This window comes from Francisella noatunensis subsp. noatunensis, from assembly GCF_009823375.1.
Lineage (GTDB): Bacteria > Pseudomonadota > Gammaproteobacteria > Francisellales > Francisellaceae > Francisella > Francisella noatunensis.
In genome coordinates this window covers 1-17,556 of the sequence record NZ_WBSX01000025.1, presented here as the reverse complement: position 1 = coordinate 17,556, position 17,556 = coordinate 1, and the positions used below count along the sequence as shown (strand labels likewise).

Here is a 17,556-nt window from a genome sequence, read left to right as displayed (position 1 = left end):
ATATCTTAGAAGCCTTAGCTTCTCACCGTTAACATCACTCGTCAGCCGTTGAAGACATATAATACGCATCCTCCAATCAAAATGCAACACCTTTTTTAAAAAAAATTAAACTTTTTACAACTTTTTTTATCCAAATATAAAATCATCTATAAAACCAACACCCATATAACATTTTTATACACTCTACATCACGTTTTAACGCTTTTGGGACACAATAAAATTTCAGCTGTAAACATATAGCTTACATATAAGAGCTTATGTAAAATGCTTTCAACTACAGATTTTAATTATAGATTTAAGCAATGATAACTATTAGTAATATAACTGACTTAAATATAAACAATATAATTAATCAGTTAGCTTCGAATCTTGCAGATGATAGCATTACACTCTCATCTGCTCAACTTGCCTGTGAAGTTAATAATTATATAATTACTCATAAATTAGAAAATATTGACATTATCAATCTACAACTTAAAACTACTAAGGCACTATATAAGAAAAGTTTGATATCCGTCCTTAATTATAAGAAGTATCAGCAATATTGTAAAACTACTCAACTCAAAAATAACATTGATCAATTCACATTATATTTCTCATCAAGTAATAAAGACTCTCAAAGTCTAGAATTAGCTATTTTAGAATTAAAGAATTCGTACCAATCAGATTTAATTCTTGAATTATCTTATGATTACATCAAAAAAATAGACAACCTTCTAAACATTATTGATAATGCAATACAAAGATCAAGTTCTCTGAAAAAAAACATTTTAAGAGAGTTCAACGAATTAAGAAACAATCTTTCGAAATATATTGCATACAACTCAGTACTGCAAAAACAAGAATTAATCATAAATATAAAACCCATCAATCAAAACTTTGAAACCGAAAATATTAACTTTATATCTACAAATAACAAGCAATACTTTAAACAAAACTCTCTTACACTCAAAAACTCACATATCAAAAATCTAGAAGTCCGCGAAAACATCTATGGAGTAAGTGGAGACTTAACTTTTAATTTAGCATATATAAACAATCATAAGGATTTTGATTTTCTATTAATTCCAAATCAACCTATATTAATAGATATTCAAATTAACGATAGTTTCAATTTCTATAAGAAGGACTCTAAGAAAGAACATCACTCTAGATCAAGTCGATTTGTCGTCGTGGGATTTAATTCAAACAATGTAGATATCAATGAAGATTTTGAGTATAGCATTTACTCTTACTCTAAAAACATTTCTTCAGGTGTAAAGGAATTTAAAATAGAATTTCACGATCCTTTGAAAGCATTTTGGTCGAAACACAAGCCTTCTTATATCGATATCAATAAAAGTTTGGATGATATTTTTAAGGATAACTTTTTCTTTAGTAGTTTATTCTCTCTAGATACAAACAAAAGTGATAGCTTAAAAAACCGTATACCTCAGGTATTCATTTCAACAGTGAATAGAAGTTTTTATGATTTTTTTATTGATCAACTTGAGCAAAATAAAAACTACTTAAAATATTTCTGTGACAAGAAAAATGGTAAGGTAACATACTATGTCGTCGATGAAATAGATAGCTCCTTACAAAATAATATTTCAAACTCTGATGAGAACTTAAAAACTAAATTATCTCCTTATGATATAAGCTGCTTTAAAAAACAATCTCTAATAGCTAATAAACCGAATCTCTATATTAAAGAAAATGACATCTCTCCTGATGTAACTATCAATAACAAAAGAAAAGAAGAACGAAAAACTTCTAATGCCTCAGCAAAAGCTTTCTCATCGATATATAAAGATAATTTTCAAGCCGTACAATATCTACAAAATAGTAACAATGAAAATAAAGAAGTTACCTCTTCAGAATTTCAAATATTATTAACCTCAAAAAATACCCTTCCACTTATGGATAGTGAGATTAGTTTATCCAAGCTAGAAAATGATAACCGCTCCATCTTAGGCACAACAAATATAAAAAATCTATTCATATGTGAGAGAAAATTATCATTTTCAAGAAGTAAATATAGCACTAGAGAGTTATACAGGAATCTAGATAGATTACATTACAAAACTAATTCTGAATCAGATGTATATGAGAAAATAGCTTTTACAAAAATTCTTAATCGAACTCACGATAACTCAGTGACATATAGAATTAAAAGCTATAGCAATATAGCTCCCGAGTATCCTAACTATAAGACATTTGATAGATTTTATATTAACGGCAAAATAACAATCGGAGAAAACGTTAATAACGATTCAAAAAAAGCTTATAAATTCTTTAAAAACTATAAACCTGAAGAAAGCTCACTCTCAGAATTTCAAGAAAGTGGAGAAAAAGGAACCTCCATTATACAAAATAGCAAGACCAGTATTTTTTATACGGTAGAAATCGCTAAAGAGATATTGCCTGATAAATCCTCTGAAAAGCCAATTATATACCTACCTATGAAGGTAAACATGAATTCTGCTAACAACCAATTTATGCCTCTTAGAAATGATGATATTATATTAATTGAGGTTCAATCACTTGAAAGTGCTGAAATAATCCAACTAATATCAAATTCAGCAATTTCAACAGAAAAAGCACAGCAACAGCTTTTACAAAGGCAGCTTCTTGGTGCTAAAGAAAACTGTGAAATGGCATATACACAAACAAGTGATGGCGAGACATTCTCACTAACTCAACTTAATGAAGCTTGTGAGAATTCTTTTTTAATAAACAATAAAAAAGGGATCTTTCTTAGATACAAATCAAAAGGGAATTAAAATATGACTTTTATAAAAAATCATCAAATATTAATAATTTCTCTAGCAATAATAGTAATTATATTGTCAGTTATGGGTATTTTCTTTATAAAAAGATGGCTAAAAGCATTAAAATCTTCTAACAAAAAACCTATTTCAAAAATTGTAAAACGAGCAAAATCAGTTATTAAAACAAATAAGATAAAAAATAACTTGGGTGGGCTTTATATATTCTATGGAGACTATTTAGCAGCAAAAGATTATATAATGAAAATAAAGCCTGATGCTCAAATCATTGATAATGATGAATTACCTCTAATAGTTATTGATAAAAACAACCCTTCATTAGTATTCGCAAACGATGATCTTTCGAATCTATACAAATTTAAAAACAAATTAAACTTGCAATTTTATAAGCTTAATTTTTGTATTGATATCTCTAATACTCACGAAAATAACAATATAAACGAGATTTATAAAGAACTATCAAAACTAAGATTAAAAAACTTTATTATATCTTTCTATACATCATCTGGACATTACCAAAGCTATAATAATGCTATTGGTAAGAAGTCAATATTCAAATTAACTTCAAATGAAAATTCAAATAATACTGATGAAGCTATACTCTTAAAAATCCTTAGCCATAAAGATGATGTTAATGATAAATATCATAATATTAAAATATTAAATCAAATAAGAAAAACGTTAAAAAACATCTACCCTCAGTTAAAATCAATTGACAAGAATGTGTTTATTAACTTTAGTCTAAATATACCAGATAACATAATAGCTAAAGGAGATACAATCTTTTTTAGTAGTTCTCCCAAAGGTATTATCATTAATTTAATATCTCTACTATTTAGCTGTATATTTATTATTAATATTTTTCAACAGATTGGATTGAAAGATAAGATCTCTATAAAAAACTTAGATCCTTCATCTGAAATTAATGCTCATCAAATTTTAAAAGAGGCTAGAAAAAAAACTGATGATACTTTGCTTCTTGATATTTTGTATCCAAAATCAATAAAATATCATTTTATTTACGAGCAATATGCTAATGCTCTACTAAAGAATGTAATTTTACCAAGGTATAATGACTCATATGATTTATCAATGGTCACATCATTCTTAGTATTTTTTGAATATTTAAATAATAAAGATGTAAATCAAGAAACTGACGGTATGCTTAGAATAATAAGCAGTTTCACAAACCTGTCCGAAAAGCAGCTAGAGGTTGTAATCAATTATACAAATCGCGATTTGAAAGTTGAAACAATTAAAACTGCTATTAGTAGAGCTAATAAGTTATATACAAATCACCTGTTAGTTGTAGGAGAAGATTCTGAGAGTTATTTAAGTACACAGGGCTTCAATGCTGAGTATCTAGGAATATCAAATACTAAAAGAGCGAATTTCATAAATGATATATATATAAAATACCTGTATAAATGTACCATCGACAACTCCATACTAGACTTAAAAAATAATTACATAATACCAATTAAAGTAAACAACATTTTCTCAATGTATCAAGAACAATTTGACACATCATCAAAAAAATCATGTAATTCATCATACACAAGCTCAGTCACAAAAAGTGTCTCTTTAATATTTAATCAAAAGGAAAGTGAAAGAAAATTTGAAAGCTTTAGTGATATGCTAGATCACATTTATTATTTAGTAAAATCTTTAGAAAAAAATGCTAATGACATTACTGATGAAGGCAAAGAGCAAATAGGATCGATGACCGTTTCTCTAGTACATTATGTTCTAAATAGTGTCGTCAATTCTACATATAATAAAGATGAACTTCCATTAACAAATCCTGTAAGTAAGAAACTGTATATGGAATTTACACCTAATTTCTACAGTAAAAAAATATTAATATCCCCTATTTATTCAAAAGAATATATTAAAGATAACATAGAGCCTATCAACAAAAAATTCGATAGACTTCTTAATAGTCTTAAAAGTAACTTTAACATAGAGCCTGACTTTATGATTGCTATTTATAAGAGCTCTATAAACAATTACAGTGCAAAATATATAAATTCTTATAATAGAATGATAGATCGACTCAACAATGATACTGAATTTAGTAAAAACATCTCGAATAAAAATGTTCTAAATCTTTATTTGCTAGCTATGTCATCGAAAGACTCTTCTTTCAATAGTTTAATAGAGTTCTATAGCTCAAATACAGATTTAGTAAGCGATGAATCTGAAACAAATCCAACTAGAAAAATCAATAAGCTTCAACAATTCTATGGAAAAATAGTTAAATTAAGCAAACAAAATGATTCTAAAGAACAGAATGATGTTTCACTTTGGACACCTGTAGATAATTATTTTAAAGAGAATGATGAATACCTTAAATCAAAAAATTATATTGACTATAGAGAAATCTATAAACAGTTAAACAATTTAATAAGAGAGCAAGGTTATTCAGCTACTTATAAAAAAATTAAGCAAGGATACAAACCTCTACAAAAAGTTTATTCTGACCTTTCAGAAATAAATAGTCCAAACAACAATAAATTGTATAAATTACTGAAAAAGCATCTCGATGTTGCTATTGACACTATCAAAACCATAGCTATACAAGATGCGATAACTAAACTTGATAATACTGTCAATATTAAGTACGAATTTATAAATAGTCAATTCCCATTTAATAAAGATAGTAATACTATAGCCACAAATGAAATGATAACTAAAGATTTTGATAGTAATGGTTATATATATTCAACATTTGTAGAGCAATTATCTCCATTACTATCTTATGATAAGACCGATGATAAGTGGCGCAGTGAAGATTTTTCAACTTCTGAGCAAATAGATTACTTAAATAAATTTAACAAAGTTTACTTATTAAACAAACTATTATGGGATGAAAAAAGAAATCCTCAAGCTATCAAGTTTGAGATAACTCCTATACCAAATAAAGATAATGATTATACCTTCTTCAGTATAATTCTCGATAAACAAAATTATGTAAATTCTCTGAATATAGCATACTCAAATAGTATGGAAATTAATTACAATTGGAACTCTCTTGAATCAACGACTATAACTATAAAATTTGAAGATGGCAGTACTGATCAAATAAGCTACCATGGTAAATGGTCTATATTAAAAGCAATTAAAGATGCAAATTGTGATGAAAATAATATTTGTACTTGGGAAGTTAAACATAATGGTAAAACATACCCTGTAAGCTTTAAAGTCGAATCAAAATTTTTACAAGTATTAGATTGGCAAAAACAAGGAGATACTGATGTACAATAACTTATTTAAAAAAGTTTCATTAATATTAGTTATAGCTCTAGGGCTTAGTAGTTGTGCAAGTGATGGTTTGTATATCAACAATAATGTGCCTAAAACAAAAATAGTCCTAGAGTCAAAACCTAACAAAAATACTTTCTACTCTGATAATTATCAATCAATTTCTCAAAGAATATATGATGATAATGTAAAAGTGTTAAATCTAAAAACTGGAGACAATGAATTCCCACTTGATAAAGATAGTAAAGACTACGCTTTGTATTTCATATTACCTGATAATAAGAGCATTGAGAATTGGAAATACATAATAAGCTCAGATTCTGTAAATGAATTTACTATAAAAAATGATAGTAGCATAGAAAAAGACTAAGAGGATAGCGTTATGTCAAAAGCAGACCATATTTTTAACCTAGAAGAACAAGGTTTACTTATAGATATAAAAGATGAGTCAAAAGGCTGTACTACTAAATTAGAATCCTCAGGAAAAATTTCTCATAACGCGACAGAATCTATAGAGTCAACAGCTGAAAAACAAATAACTGAAAATGTCAAAGATTCAAAAATTTCTATAACTGAAAAAGAAATACTATTGGCTACTAAAAAATCAAGTATTATGCTCAACGATAGTAAAATCGTGATCAAAATAGGTAACTCGACTATTGTGCTTGATGACTCAAGTATTTCTATAGAGTCTGGAACTATTAATATAAAAAGCTCTGCTAATACAAATATCCAAGCATCACAAGATATTGGAATAAAAAGTCTAAACAATAGTATAAAAGCCGATGTAAGTCTGAATGCTGAAGGTGTAAACGTAAACATCAAAGGAAGTGTAACAGCAAGCATAAAAGGATCTGCAGGAACAATGGTGGGATAATACTTATGGATAATACTGTCGATAAAGACTTTAAAGATTTATTTGAAAATATCAGTATATACTATGATCAAGAAAGATCTTTTAGAATAAACAAAATTGACGAATGTATCGACAATATTATCAAATTTCAAGATAAAACTAGTTATACAAAGTTTGATTTGTACAATCTTAAATATCTTACTGAAGATATTAAATATTCAACAAATCTTATATTATCTGATACATCAAAAAGACTTTGCAGGCAAATATTAAAGGTTACAGATAATATTTTAAATTGCACTGATACTGAATCATTTATAAGTCACTTTAATGGTTTAAAAAAATTACTTAATGACTACAAATTAGCAGTTAATAAAGATATATCGTATAGGATAGAGCTTACAAAAACTAAAAAAATTAATGAATTAGAGTCTATACTTTTTAATATTTCAGAAACTGATGATTCAGAAAGTTATAGTGACAAGCTTATCCGACTATATACTAGAACCATTAATAATCCTGAATCTGAGAGTCTTATAGAGAAATATAAAGAATATTTTTATTCACTCAAGAATTTTATAAAAAATTATCAAGGCATAAATAATCTTCTTCCTTTTAAAGAAAATCCTCTACTAAGCTTATTAAACCTAGCTTATGTAATCAAAAATGGAATTTACAAAACAGATACCCTCTTAACTAGTGATCTTATACTTTTAAGAGCTTTTTATTCGACGATACATGATACTACAAAATTAAATATTATTAATAATAAAACAAATACAAACTTTATTACTTCATTAGCATCTATAAAAGAAGAACAACCTTCAGAAAATTTAGAAAAAATTATCGATTTTATAGATTTACAAATTTTTAGCATATCTCGATATTTTGATGATTTTGACCTAGAAGATATTTTCTTTCACAAAACTACAAAAAACACTTCCAAACCAGAATCATTTGAACAACTAGCATTAAATCTAAAAAATATCCCAAACATTATCTTTGATGAAGAAACTTTGTACGAAATGATTAATCAAGAGAGTGAGCTTTATAAAAAGTTATTCGTAAATGACAATCACAATAATCCCATAGAAAAAATCATAGAAGAATCACCTGCAAATTTACTGACTAGAATATTTAACAAATATTTCCAAGCTTTATTAGAAATAGCTACATCGATGAACCTTGCATTATTTGATGAAGATTTTGAACTGATATACCCTTTTGTCGAATTTGAAAAACATCTAAAAATAATTGCTATGGAAATAGCAAACAAATCCTATTTTAATCGAGAAAAGATAGAGAAATCTATAAAAGAAGTTCATAAAACATATCCCCTACTAAAATCTAATTACTCCTTATTGGAGGCTAGAGAGCAAAAAATAATTAAAGAAAAAAATGGAATAGAAAAAATTAGTCTTTTTATTGATAAAAAAAACTTTTTAACATATAAGCAAATCAAAACATCTATACCCAGCAATAAAGGAGTAAACATAGATAAGCACTTAGTAAAAATAAATAAAAATATTTCTAACTCAAATTATGCAACTGCTACAGAAAAAGCTAAGGAGTTAACTATCTTTCTTTTAAATCAAGCATACTATAAATGTCCTTCTCTCATCGGAGTATATGATTTACCCCCTTTTTCGAATAATTACTTCTTAGCACTTAAAGAGATTACAGATAGTCCAACTATAGATAAATTAAAAAATAAGCAAGAAGCTTACTGGAGTGTGTAATGCTAGATATTATAAATGACTCACTAAAACGATTGGAAACAATATCTAACAATGATGAAAATATTAAAGGCTCAATATCTAATCTGGTATCAGAACTCAATAATATAAAAATATTACTAAGTCCAACAAAACTTAATCTGTCCAGTAGTGCTTCTACGTTGACACCTTCGATGACTGCGCAAATCAAATGCTCATTTAGTCTCGCACCTGGAGTCTATTTAAGCACTAGAGTAAAAACACTGGCAGGTAATTTACCAGCTTCAAATATTACTGATTCTAAACTTGGGGCTAATATACTTCCTTTTGCAGGATGTACCAACCCAGCAAATCCAACAATGAACCCTTTTGTTTTTCCTTGGGTTTGCATACCGAATCTTTCTCCTTTTATACCAACAAATCCAACTACTCTATTAGAAGGAGCACCAATAAATACTATGAATAGCAAAGCAATGTGTACTTTTGCCCCTGGAGGCATTGTTAACTTCATAAGTAGTGGACAAATTAATGTAAAAACATCTTAAAAGGTACAAACATGAGTGAAATAAAAAATAATCTAAGTACAAATGATGCTGCTATTTTAAAGAAAATTTTTGATAAATTAAGTATCGATATAAAAGCTGACTTTAATAAAAGAATTTCTGACTATAGCAACAGCCTCTTATTCAAATATTATAGTAGTTTATATTATTTTCTCCCCAAATCATGTTTATTAGAAATAAAAGATAAAGGTCATAATGGTTACTATATTCGTCCTCAAGAATATTTTTTTATTGAAGATAAGAGAACTAATAGATCTTTAACATATACAACCAGATCAGAAAGTCTTATCTTGCCATTAAAAAATATAACTACAATTAAACAAAGCGATACTTTAATAAACTTATCTTTAGAGTTCGAGAATAATCTTGAATATGACTATATTACTATTTGGCTAGATCCTAGATTCTGTGAAGAAGATCCATTTTTTGCAACATATATTTTTAATCAAATATTAGCAAGTAATAGCTCCGTAAAAATTAAATTTTCTGATTATTCCTATACGACTAAAGATATAACAACAGAGCCTATTAACCTACAACTTAAACCTACTGAAAAGTTAGTACTAAATATTCACTCCCCTAGTTTGATGTATGGATTCAATATAAGAATTAAAGATCTGTTTAAATATAAGCACAACAACTTAAAAAAAATAGATCTTAGCTTCAATATTAAAACCGATAACTTTAGTGAAGAAAAATTATCCTCACTGTTTAGAGCAAACTTAGTACCTATATTTAATAGTTTTGATGATTATTCAAGTGCTACATTTACTACATTGAACTTATCAGATAGTAAACTTAAACATCATCAAACAGACAATGCCCAAGCAATAGAAGTATTATCTATATATGAAAATAATAAACCCTGCTCCTTCGATGGTTTTCTTTTTTCGGGTCAAAATGAATATTACCTCAATAGAAATACTCAATCACTAAATTACAGCATCGTTTTTCCTGAACTTGATAATAAAATACTAGAAACAAAAATCCATACTTATACAACATGGACACAATTAGCTGAGGTTTCTGATCTTATTGAAATTAATTCAAATGCAATAACATCTATAAACTCAAGTATTTCTCCAATATTTATAAATAAAACTATAGAAAACTACAACAGCAACTCTAGAGATATGTTTAATATTGTAGATATGATTATATCTAGGAATATGTACTCAAAAACAACATTTCTAGCTATAGCAAAACTTTTAAAGATTGATGATGATGATATATCATTACTATCAAGTCTATTGGATAAAGTGGAATTAGACTCGGTAATTAACGAACTAATTCTAACCACAAGCGATAGATATAATGAGAAATATAAATATTTCTTAGATTTTTTTATAGGTATTATATGTAAGTTCATAAACCAAAATACCTTTAGCTTTATAAAAAAAATTGTTTTGAATAACTCTTGATAAAGGATATAAAAATGGCAGATTTTGTAGAAATAGAAATTATTCTAGACATTATAAAAAGTACAATAGAAATTACTAAAGAAAAGCATGTTGATAATGAACAAATTGCATACTATCGTAACAATATTAGAAAAAGTATATTTTTTCTTCAAGAAGAGCTATTAGAAAAATATAGTGAAACAATATGTAAATACATAACATTTCCAATAATTACGTATGTCGATGAAAAATTAATGATTCTAAAAGAGGAATCAGGAAGTGGTATTTCTTGGGGACTATTACAATTAGAATACTACGATAGAAAAGATGGTGGCGAATATGTTTTTGAAATAATTGATAACCTACTATCAGATAATATTTATCCACAATTATGTTGTCAAACAGTGTCACTAATTATCAACAATGATTTTTATGGTAAATACTATGAAAATATTTATAACCATAATTTCCTTGCATATAAAAAAGAAGTTATTAAACATATAGATAGATCTGTAGTTGACTCAATTAGTTTTATTGATACGTCTAATAGTCCAACACCTCGCAAAAGATATCACAAAATTGCGAAACTCTTATTAAGATTTGGTGTTCCTGTTGCCCTATTCCTTGTAAGTTTATTAATTTTTTTAAGTTGGTAATATAGGAGAGTTTTGTGAGTAAGTTGATATCAGTTTTAAATAACATAGAGCTAGAAACTCAAGATAGAATAAATCTTATCAGTAATATGCAAATTCATGCAAAATATGAAAACGCAGAGTATGATCAATTTATAGAGAGAGTAGTTACTAATACTAATGACACAAAAAGCATAGATATATACAGTTTATTCCTTTGCTTAAATTCAGAAATATGTTTGACTTTAGATCAAATTAACAAAATTCCTGAGATTATTGAGAGTTATTTTTCAATTTTAGAAAGCAAATTTTATAATATTAGTCCCTCAGACTCTAAACAAAAAAATGAACTAGCGGAAAAAGGTATAAATAAGTTCTTAATTATAGTTGATGCTAACCTTAGTAAAATTAAAAATTTAGAAACTATATCTTCTGCCAAGATAGATAATATTATAGACCTAATAAATAAACTGATAGACTTGTTTGATGAGAATAATATAATTTATGATTCTGATTTAAAAATACAACTTAGTAAAACATTAAATAAGCTCAAAAACACACTTACTCTTGAGGAACAAAAAAATCAGAATGATGAACAAGTACCTATTCAAACAACTGAAGAGGTAACAACGAATAGTAAACAAGCCAAACCAGCTACAATGGCAAATACTCAAGGTTCTGAGAAATGGCTGTCTCTAGTTGAGAAAATAGAAGTACTAAAAAGCCTAGTAGATAGTCAAAGAATATTTGAGACATCCATAGTTTATGATGATATCCAAAATTTATTAGCCAACTTTGATCCTAAAGAATATTTCCCTGAAGTTTTTTTCCCATTATACAAAAAGATCGCTCCAATCATTGGCGATATACATAAGAATATAGATTATTACTCATCTAGTATCCAATGGAGCGTAGCAAAAAAAATGTATGAAATTGACTATAATCAGTTTTTAGATAATCTTGAAAGAATGCCGGAAAATAATTTTCTCAATAACCCATCATCACAAGCTCAAGATCATTTCTATGAAACAAACTCTGAAGCAAAAAAGCAATATAGAGAAAATAATAAAATATTAGAAGATAGTGATGCCCATAAGTCGAATATAAATATAAAAACAAAGATTAAGAAAACTACGAACGATCCTCAAAATATTATGGATTTGGGGGATGATATTGAAAATACTAATAATGACAATATTAGTAATGATGATTTAAATAAACTATTTGACTTTTAAAAGCATATAAATAATTTATGAATATAGAAAATTTAAATAGAATATGTCATAAACTTTCTCTGAATCATCTTCTTAGAATTTTTTCAGTCTACAATATTCAAACTAAAAATATGAGATTTGAACCAATCTTAGTGGATAGTACAGCAGCAGCCACTATCCTTAGAATCTCGAGAAAACAAGAACATATATATATTGATATAAATGTTTTCAAACTCAAACCTTTTGCTGGATTAGAGGTAAGATATCAGGAGTACATCTATGATAATAACGATTTAGCTCTTGAAGTATTAGAGTATGGTACTAGATCCTTATTGTATAGATATATTATAAGAACTAAGGAATTACATAGATTAACTCAAAGCAACTCTTATATTAAAGCAGCCCATAAGTTTACTATTGATAATACAATAAATGCTTTATATAAAGCTTTAAGTGAAGATTACTGTACTATCATAAACTATGAAAAGGAACTAGTTAAAATCAAAAGGTCTCCTTCTCTTGTTGGGCAAAAAAATATTGGCAATATCTATCTTGGTGGATATATAACTTCCTTTATATATTTAATTAAAGTAAATATAGTTCTTTTAAATAAAAATCATAAGGATGTAAAGCGAATAAAAACTAGAATTAAAATAATTAAAAAAAATATTAGAAATAACTCAATAAGAATAAAACTAAACATAGCTGTAGAAAATAATAAGCCCAATAACAAATATATTGGTGACACATACCTATAACAAAAACTTCTATTAGGTAAATGCTATAAAGAAATCAAAGTTTTCACTACCTTCAAAGGCTGTAAAAACCGCACTACTATCCGCAAGTATAAAGTCCCATTCCGAGCCTTTTTGAATTTCATATATTGCATCAATATTATCAACCCGTGTTGTAAAATTCATCATAGAATACTCAACTTCAACGAGTTTCACTCCAGAAAGAGAGAGAGTTACAACGTTTTTATTTCTACTTATACTTGTTATTCTCATAGCTTTTTTATTTTCAAATTTTACATTAGCTGGAGCTATTGCCTTTCTTTTGATGAAAAGATAATACCTAGTAGCAACGAAAAACTCTTCGGGGAAGTTTTCACATAAATATTTTTTTCCTTGCAGTTCAAATTTAATAAAGTTATTAATTTTTCTATATTCACAAAGAGTCAATAATCTATCAGCCAATAAGTTTATCTTCCTTATAGATTTATAAAAATCAAACTCAATATTATCAACATCCCCAACCTTATCTAAGTTAAGCTGGATTAAACTATAAATATCATGAATTAGATCAAATATTTGCTTAGGAGAACTATTTAACTTATTAGATTCAGCAAATTTAAGTTCTCTTTCTAATTTATTAATTAAGAATACAAGTAAAATTGCAGCATATGATCTTGAGGTTGAGAAAACAAAACGATTGAAAGATTTTAATTCAGAAACCATTCTATTGAGCTTTATAAAAGTATCATGCATCAAATAGTGATTAAGAGTTAGTAAAGGAAAATCATATGTATCTGATACTAACTTGCCTCTATCTAACTTAAATAATGCAATTTGCGTACTATACTTAACACTATAATCATACTCTAATGAAAGTGATAGTTGATTATATATGTACTTAACACCTTCTTTTTCAACTATCTTCTCCTTAACATTCAAGAATAGAGGGATATCATTAGTTAACTCATCTGTCATTACCTGCAAAGACAGAGGATAGCATTTATCATAAAAAATAAATGTTTTTTCATCTAAGTACAATACAAGATCTTTTATTAGAATAAGTCCCGTCTGCAAACTCTCCATATCTAAATCGAAACTAACGATACCTTTATTAAGATTAGCTGGCAAATAATTTGCAGACTTTGACCTTTCTAAAATAGACAAATTTGATTTGTCTAAGATACCTTTGTCTAATCTTAGACCATCTTCCCAACATATCCTTTCGAGAAACATTTTAATAATATAACTCCTATTTACTATACAGCTGCTATGTACCCTATTCTAACAACTCCTTTATCAGTACTTGCAGCACAGCATACAGGCAAGCTACCTTGTGAAGTTGTAAGTCCATCAATAGATACTACATGATATCTCATACCATCTTTCGCAACCCCCATAAGTTCAGTTGGTTCTATTTTTATACTAAATGCTTCTGCACTAATAGGATATAATTCTAAATTAGATATATCAATCATAATGCCCCAAGCATCATCTGTTTTGTACTCTTGTTTTTTGTTCGAGTTACCCAATTTTATTTTCATATCAGTTGCCCCTGCTTGTAATATACTTGATACAGCACTTTCAAGTAGAGTCCTAGTATTTGATTTAATCAAAGCTCCAAGTGTAATACTTATTGTTGGATTTATAGAGCCTGGAGTTATAGATAGGCGTATAACACTGGCTGCAGCAGTTGCAGAATCTGCTTTTGTAACATCCTCTCCGCCTTCTATAGCAACAATATTCTTATCAAGATCAATTCCTGCCATAGTAAATGAGTCTATAAATAATCTACGATTTGGATGAGATCCTATACACGCTGTAGGATCAGTCCAAACATAAATAATTTCACCACTTGTAACTTGCTGTCTTGTTATCATCTCGTTCATAATCATTCTCCTTGTTTTTAGTTATTATTCGCGCCAAATAATTCTGGTTCTAACCTAGTATCAATAGTCATTGTAGTATCCATACCTTCAAATTGAATGTGAGGAATCACATTTATTTTACATGAATACCACCCTGGTTTACCCGGTATAGTTTTAACATCAATAGAAACATTCCTAAAAGGATATCTTGCCATCTCTAAAGGCGTTGGTTGATATACAGTAGTAACAAACTCTGATATCCAATCTGAAAGAATATTTTGAATTTGCTCAGCACCTACAACACTTCCTATCTTATCTCTGATAACACACTTAATATAATGTGAAATTCTGGATATACACATAGTATAAGAAAGATTAGCAATCAACATTGAATTAGCAGAATCAAAACTATCTACAAACTCTTCAACTTTCTTAGCTGAGTTCACACTAAAAAAACAAGCATTACTTGTACCTTTTTCACTTACAAATGGTATTAAACCAATATTTGTAAGTGATAGCTCCATATAATCTGCAAATAAAGCATTCAGTGGCGGCTTTGTTTCTAAGACACCTTTATTATCATAAACACATGACACTAAGTTTCTTACATAACCACCACTTTCAACACCTCTTATGTATTGAAACCATCTAGTTTTATCATATGATCTCACCATATTTTTAACTAACTGAATAGATGAGGGTCCCCATAAGTAGCTATCATTATTCTTATGATCCACAAACTCGTTAAAGCCTTCCATAAGCTTATACTGAACTGGGTTATTCTCAGGATTATATGGCTGACGTAACATAAAATCTCCGATAGTCAAACCGATATATGCAGCTACATCTAGGTTTCTAAAGTCATTCCACTCTTTATATCTAGGATGTTCTAACAAGGATTCAAAACTCTTTATGTGAGTTATTTCTGATAGATCTTTAACACCAAAAAATGACTTGTCTATTGATGCTATAAATGGCGCATGAGAATTCTTTGCCACCATGCCCATCCCTGTCAACCAAATTATATCATTTGTAGTGTTTTCAAAATTATACAAGCCGAGTATTGCGCCATATGGTTCACCACCATATTGATCAAATTCTGCAACATACACTTTCTTAAAGAAATCGCTACTAGATATGTCATATAGATTTCTCTCAAAGTCATACTGTAATTCTTCTTTCTTAACGTCTAATATACTTACTTCTACATTATCACAATCATCTTGACAAACCTCTTGTACCTTCAACCACTCTTGCTCAAGAGATCTAAACTCATCATTTGATATAATAGCATTAACTTGTAAATCAATGAGTCTATCAATTACCGTAATAACTTTCTGGATATACTTTTGGTTATAATTATTTATACTTTCATTATTTGCTAACACAAGAGATAATGCCATAAGGTTTCTAGCATTATAATCTGAAGATAAAGAAAGAACTTTAGATGCATCACCTGAAACATCAAAATCTATATTTTTAAGTACGCTATCAATCTCAGCTGAACCACCAAAATTGTTTAAAAGTTCATCTGTAAGACTTAAACTATTTTCTGTCATTCTAAAATTCTCCTATTTATCCTCTATTGTCTTTTGATTGCTTGACTCTTGAGATTCTACAGCTTCTGCATCATCAGAATCTTTAATCGTATAGTTTGTTAAAGTAGGAATCTTACTCTTTAAAGCTTCTAGCTCATTATTATCTGAAAAAATCATATCTATAGTCTTTTTAAGATTGCGATTATTTTCAATATTCTTAGCAAAAGATGCTAATATCTCTTTCATTTCGAGTAGTGCTCCGATTTCTGGAACTTTTTTAGCAACAGCATCAGGTTTAAAATCTTTTACACTTTGGATTCTATAATTAACTTTTAGATTACTAGGATCCTTTGAAACAAAGTTCGGAGCTTCAAAGTCAAAAGATATATTCATATCTTCTAAGGCTCTATCAACACCATTATTTACTCGTCTAACAGCTCTATCAATAAACTCTTTTTTAGCATCTACGGATCTTCCTTTCGACAAATCACCAACAACTAAAACTCTGTAAGGCAATTCTTTTTTCTTTAGAACCCCATCCACTTTAGTTTCATAATTTATCATCAACCTTGAATTTGGAATCTTATTTTTCGCCATTATCACTATCTCCTCCTTAAGAACTTTCTAATATAAAAAGTACATTATCATTTGCTATAAAACAATACTTTAAACAGCTAGATTGTATTCTGAAAGTTTTAAATAGTTGAAAGAGAGTTCCAAATATAGTTTATTAGGTTTTGACGAAACTAAAATAAACGATAAGGAACTAAAAAATGCCAAAGCACTTAACTCTTTCAAATAGATATTGTATAGAAGAATTACTTAAATTAGGATACCAAACATCTCAAATAGCCAATAAAATTGGCTATAGTGAAACAGCTATAAAAAAGGAACTTAATCGCACTAGTATAAATAGTGACTATAATGCTGAGATAGCACAGAAGCTATATCAAAGCCGCAGAACTTCAAATAATCATAAGCTATCCTGTAAAGTTAAAAAGCTA

At 28.1% G+C, this 17,556-nt stretch carries 15 protein-coding genes; 11 read left to right on the top strand and 4 right to left on the bottom strand.

From position 1 onward, the window contains the following. The first annotated feature begins 302 nt into the window (after positions 1–302). Genes F8C69_RS03475 through iglJ form a run of 10 tightly spaced genes read left to right on the top strand, consistent with a single transcriptional unit; the run spans position 303 to position 13,173 of the window. Positions 303–2,765 (top strand): pathogenicity determinant protein PdpA1, encoded by a 2,463-nt coding sequence (locus tag F8C69_RS03475; protein WP_159184211.1) that lies wholly within the window; start codon positions 303–305, stop codon positions 2,763–2,765. 3 nt (positions 2,766–2,768) lie between these two features. After that, positions 2,769–6,038 carry a hypothetical protein gene (locus tag F8C69_RS03470; RefSeq protein ID WP_159184210.1) on the top strand — a complete coding sequence of 1,090 codons (3,270 nt, stop codon included), beginning with the start codon at positions 2,769–2,771 and terminating at the stop codon, positions 6,036–6,038. Continuing rightward, entirely contained in the window at positions 6,028–6,405 is a 378-nt protein-coding gene (gene iglE / locus F8C69_RS03465) for a type VI secretion system lipoprotein IglE (RefSeq protein WP_044526572.1), read from the top strand. Before F8C69_RS03470 ends, iglE begins: the two co-directional genes overlap by 11 nt. A gap of 12 nt (positions 6,406–6,417) precedes the next feature. Beyond that, positions 6,418–6,912: a type VI secretion system tip protein TssI/VgrG gene (gene tssI / locus F8C69_RS03460; protein WP_036774885.1), complete on the top strand. Its 495-nt coding sequence runs from the start codon at positions 6,418–6,420 to the stop codon at positions 6,910–6,912. Between the two features lie 5 nt (positions 6,913–6,917). Continuing rightward, positions 6,918–8,630 (top strand): hypothetical protein, encoded by a 1,713-nt coding sequence (locus F8C69_RS03455; RefSeq protein ID WP_159184209.1) that lies wholly within the window; start codon positions 6,918–6,920, stop codon positions 8,628–8,630. Further along, complete coding sequence (gene iglG / locus F8C69_RS03450; protein WP_159184208.1) at positions 8,630–9,151, top strand: type VI secretion system PAAR-like protein IglG; 522 nt, start codon at positions 8,630–8,632, stop codon at positions 9,149–9,151. The genes F8C69_RS03455 and iglG overlap by 1 nt, the downstream gene beginning before the upstream one ends. A gap of 11 nt (positions 9,152–9,162) precedes the next feature. Beyond that, positions 9,163–10,590, top strand: a complete 1,428-nt coding sequence (iglH, locus tag F8C69_RS03445) for a type VI secretion system baseplate subunit TssF/IglH (protein WP_159184207.1) — start codon at positions 9,163–9,165, stop codon at positions 10,588–10,590. 14 nt (positions 10,591–10,604) lie between these two features. Continuing rightward, entirely contained in the window at positions 10,605–11,225 is a 621-nt protein-coding gene (locus tag F8C69_RS03440) for a DotU family type IV/VI secretion system protein (protein WP_159184206.1), read from the top strand. Positions 11,226–11,239: 14 nt separating this feature from the next. Further along, positions 11,240–12,436, top strand: coding sequence for a type VI secretion system protein IglI family protein (locus F8C69_RS03435; protein WP_159184205.1), 1,197 nt, complete (start codon positions 11,240–11,242; stop codon positions 12,434–12,436). 17 nt (positions 12,437–12,453) lie between these two features. After that, positions 12,454–13,173, top strand: a complete 720-nt coding sequence (gene iglJ / locus F8C69_RS03430) for a type VI secretion system baseplate protein IglJ (RefSeq protein ID WP_159184204.1) — start codon at positions 12,454–12,456, stop codon at positions 13,171–13,173. A 12-nt stretch (positions 13,174–13,185) separates the two neighbouring features. On the opposite strand, the gene tssK is transcribed toward iglJ, so the two are convergent. The 4 genes from tssK to tssB are packed head-to-tail and all read right to left on the bottom strand — an operon-like array spanning position 13,186 to position 17,149. Further along, on the bottom strand, positions 13,186–14,382 hold the full coding sequence (gene tssK, locus F8C69_RS03425; protein ID WP_192189670.1) for a type VI secretion system baseplate subunit TssK: 1,197 nt from the start codon (positions 14,380–14,382) through the stop codon (positions 13,186–13,188). A 23-nt stretch (positions 14,383–14,405) separates the two neighbouring features. After that, on the bottom strand, positions 14,406–15,035 hold the full coding sequence (gene iglC / locus F8C69_RS03420) for a type VI secretion system tube protein IglC (protein ID WP_200147156.1): 630 nt from the start codon (positions 15,033–15,035) through the stop codon (positions 14,406–14,408). A gap of 17 nt (positions 15,036–15,052) precedes the next feature. Next, entirely contained in the window at positions 15,053–16,573 is a 1,521-nt protein-coding gene (gene tssC / locus F8C69_RS03415; protein ID WP_159184202.1) for a type VI secretion system contractile sheath large subunit, read from the bottom strand. 12 nt (positions 16,574–16,585) lie between these two features. Then, positions 16,586–17,149: a type VI secretion system contractile sheath small subunit gene (tssB, locus tag F8C69_RS03410; protein ID WP_159184201.1), complete on the bottom strand. Its 564-nt coding sequence runs from the start codon at positions 17,147–17,149 to the stop codon at positions 16,586–16,588. A 176-nt stretch (positions 17,150–17,325) separates the two neighbouring features. On the opposite strand from tssB, the gene F8C69_RS03405 reads away from it, so the two are divergent. Continuing rightward, positions 17,326–17,556 (top strand): helix-turn-helix domain-containing protein (locus tag F8C69_RS03405; RefSeq protein WP_159183792.1); only part of this gene is annotated, 231 nt, incomplete at its 3' end.

Bases quoted from the DNA above. Each gene is read 5' to 3' on its own strand.
- F8C69_RS03475 (WP_159184211.1), top strand. From the start codon at position 303: ATGATAACTATTAGTAATATAACTGACTTAAATATAAACAATATAATT.
- F8C69_RS03470 (WP_159184210.1), top strand. From the start codon at position 2,769: ATGACTTTTATAAAAAATCATCAAATATTAATAATTTCTCTAGCAATA.
- iglE (WP_044526572.1), top strand. From the start codon at position 6,028: ATGTACAATAACTTATTTAAAAAAGTTTCATTAATATTAGTTATAGCT.
- tssI (WP_036774885.1), top strand. From the start codon at position 6,418: ATGTCAAAAGCAGACCATATTTTTAACCTAGAAGAACAAGGTTTACTT.
- F8C69_RS03455 (WP_159184209.1), top strand. From the start codon at position 6,918: ATGGATAATACTGTCGATAAAGACTTTAAAGATTTATTTGAAAATATC.
- iglG (WP_159184208.1), top strand. From the start codon at position 8,630: ATGCTAGATATTATAAATGACTCACTAAAACGATTGGAAACAATATCT.
- iglH (WP_159184207.1), top strand. From the start codon at position 9,163: ATGAGTGAAATAAAAAATAATCTAAGTACAAATGATGCTGCTATTTTA.
- F8C69_RS03440 (WP_159184206.1), top strand. From the start codon at position 10,605: ATGGCAGATTTTGTAGAAATAGAAATTATTCTAGACATTATAAAAAGT.
- iglJ (WP_159184204.1), top strand. From the start codon at position 12,454: ATGAATATAGAAAATTTAAATAGAATATGTCATAAACTTTCTCTGAAT.
- tssK (WP_192189670.1), bottom strand. From the start codon at position 14,382: ATGTTTCTCGAAAGGATATGTTGGGAAGATGGTCTAAGATTAGACAAA.
- iglC (WP_200147156.1), bottom strand. From the start codon at position 15,035: ATGAACGAGATGATAACAAGACAGCAAGTTACAAGTGGTGAAATTATT.
- tssC (WP_159184202.1), bottom strand. From the start codon at position 16,573: ATGACAGAAAATAGTTTAAGTCTTACAGATGAACTTTTAAACAATTTT.
- tssB (WP_159184201.1), bottom strand. From the start codon at position 17,149: ATGGCGAAAAATAAGATTCCAAATTCAAGGTTGATGATAAATTATGAA.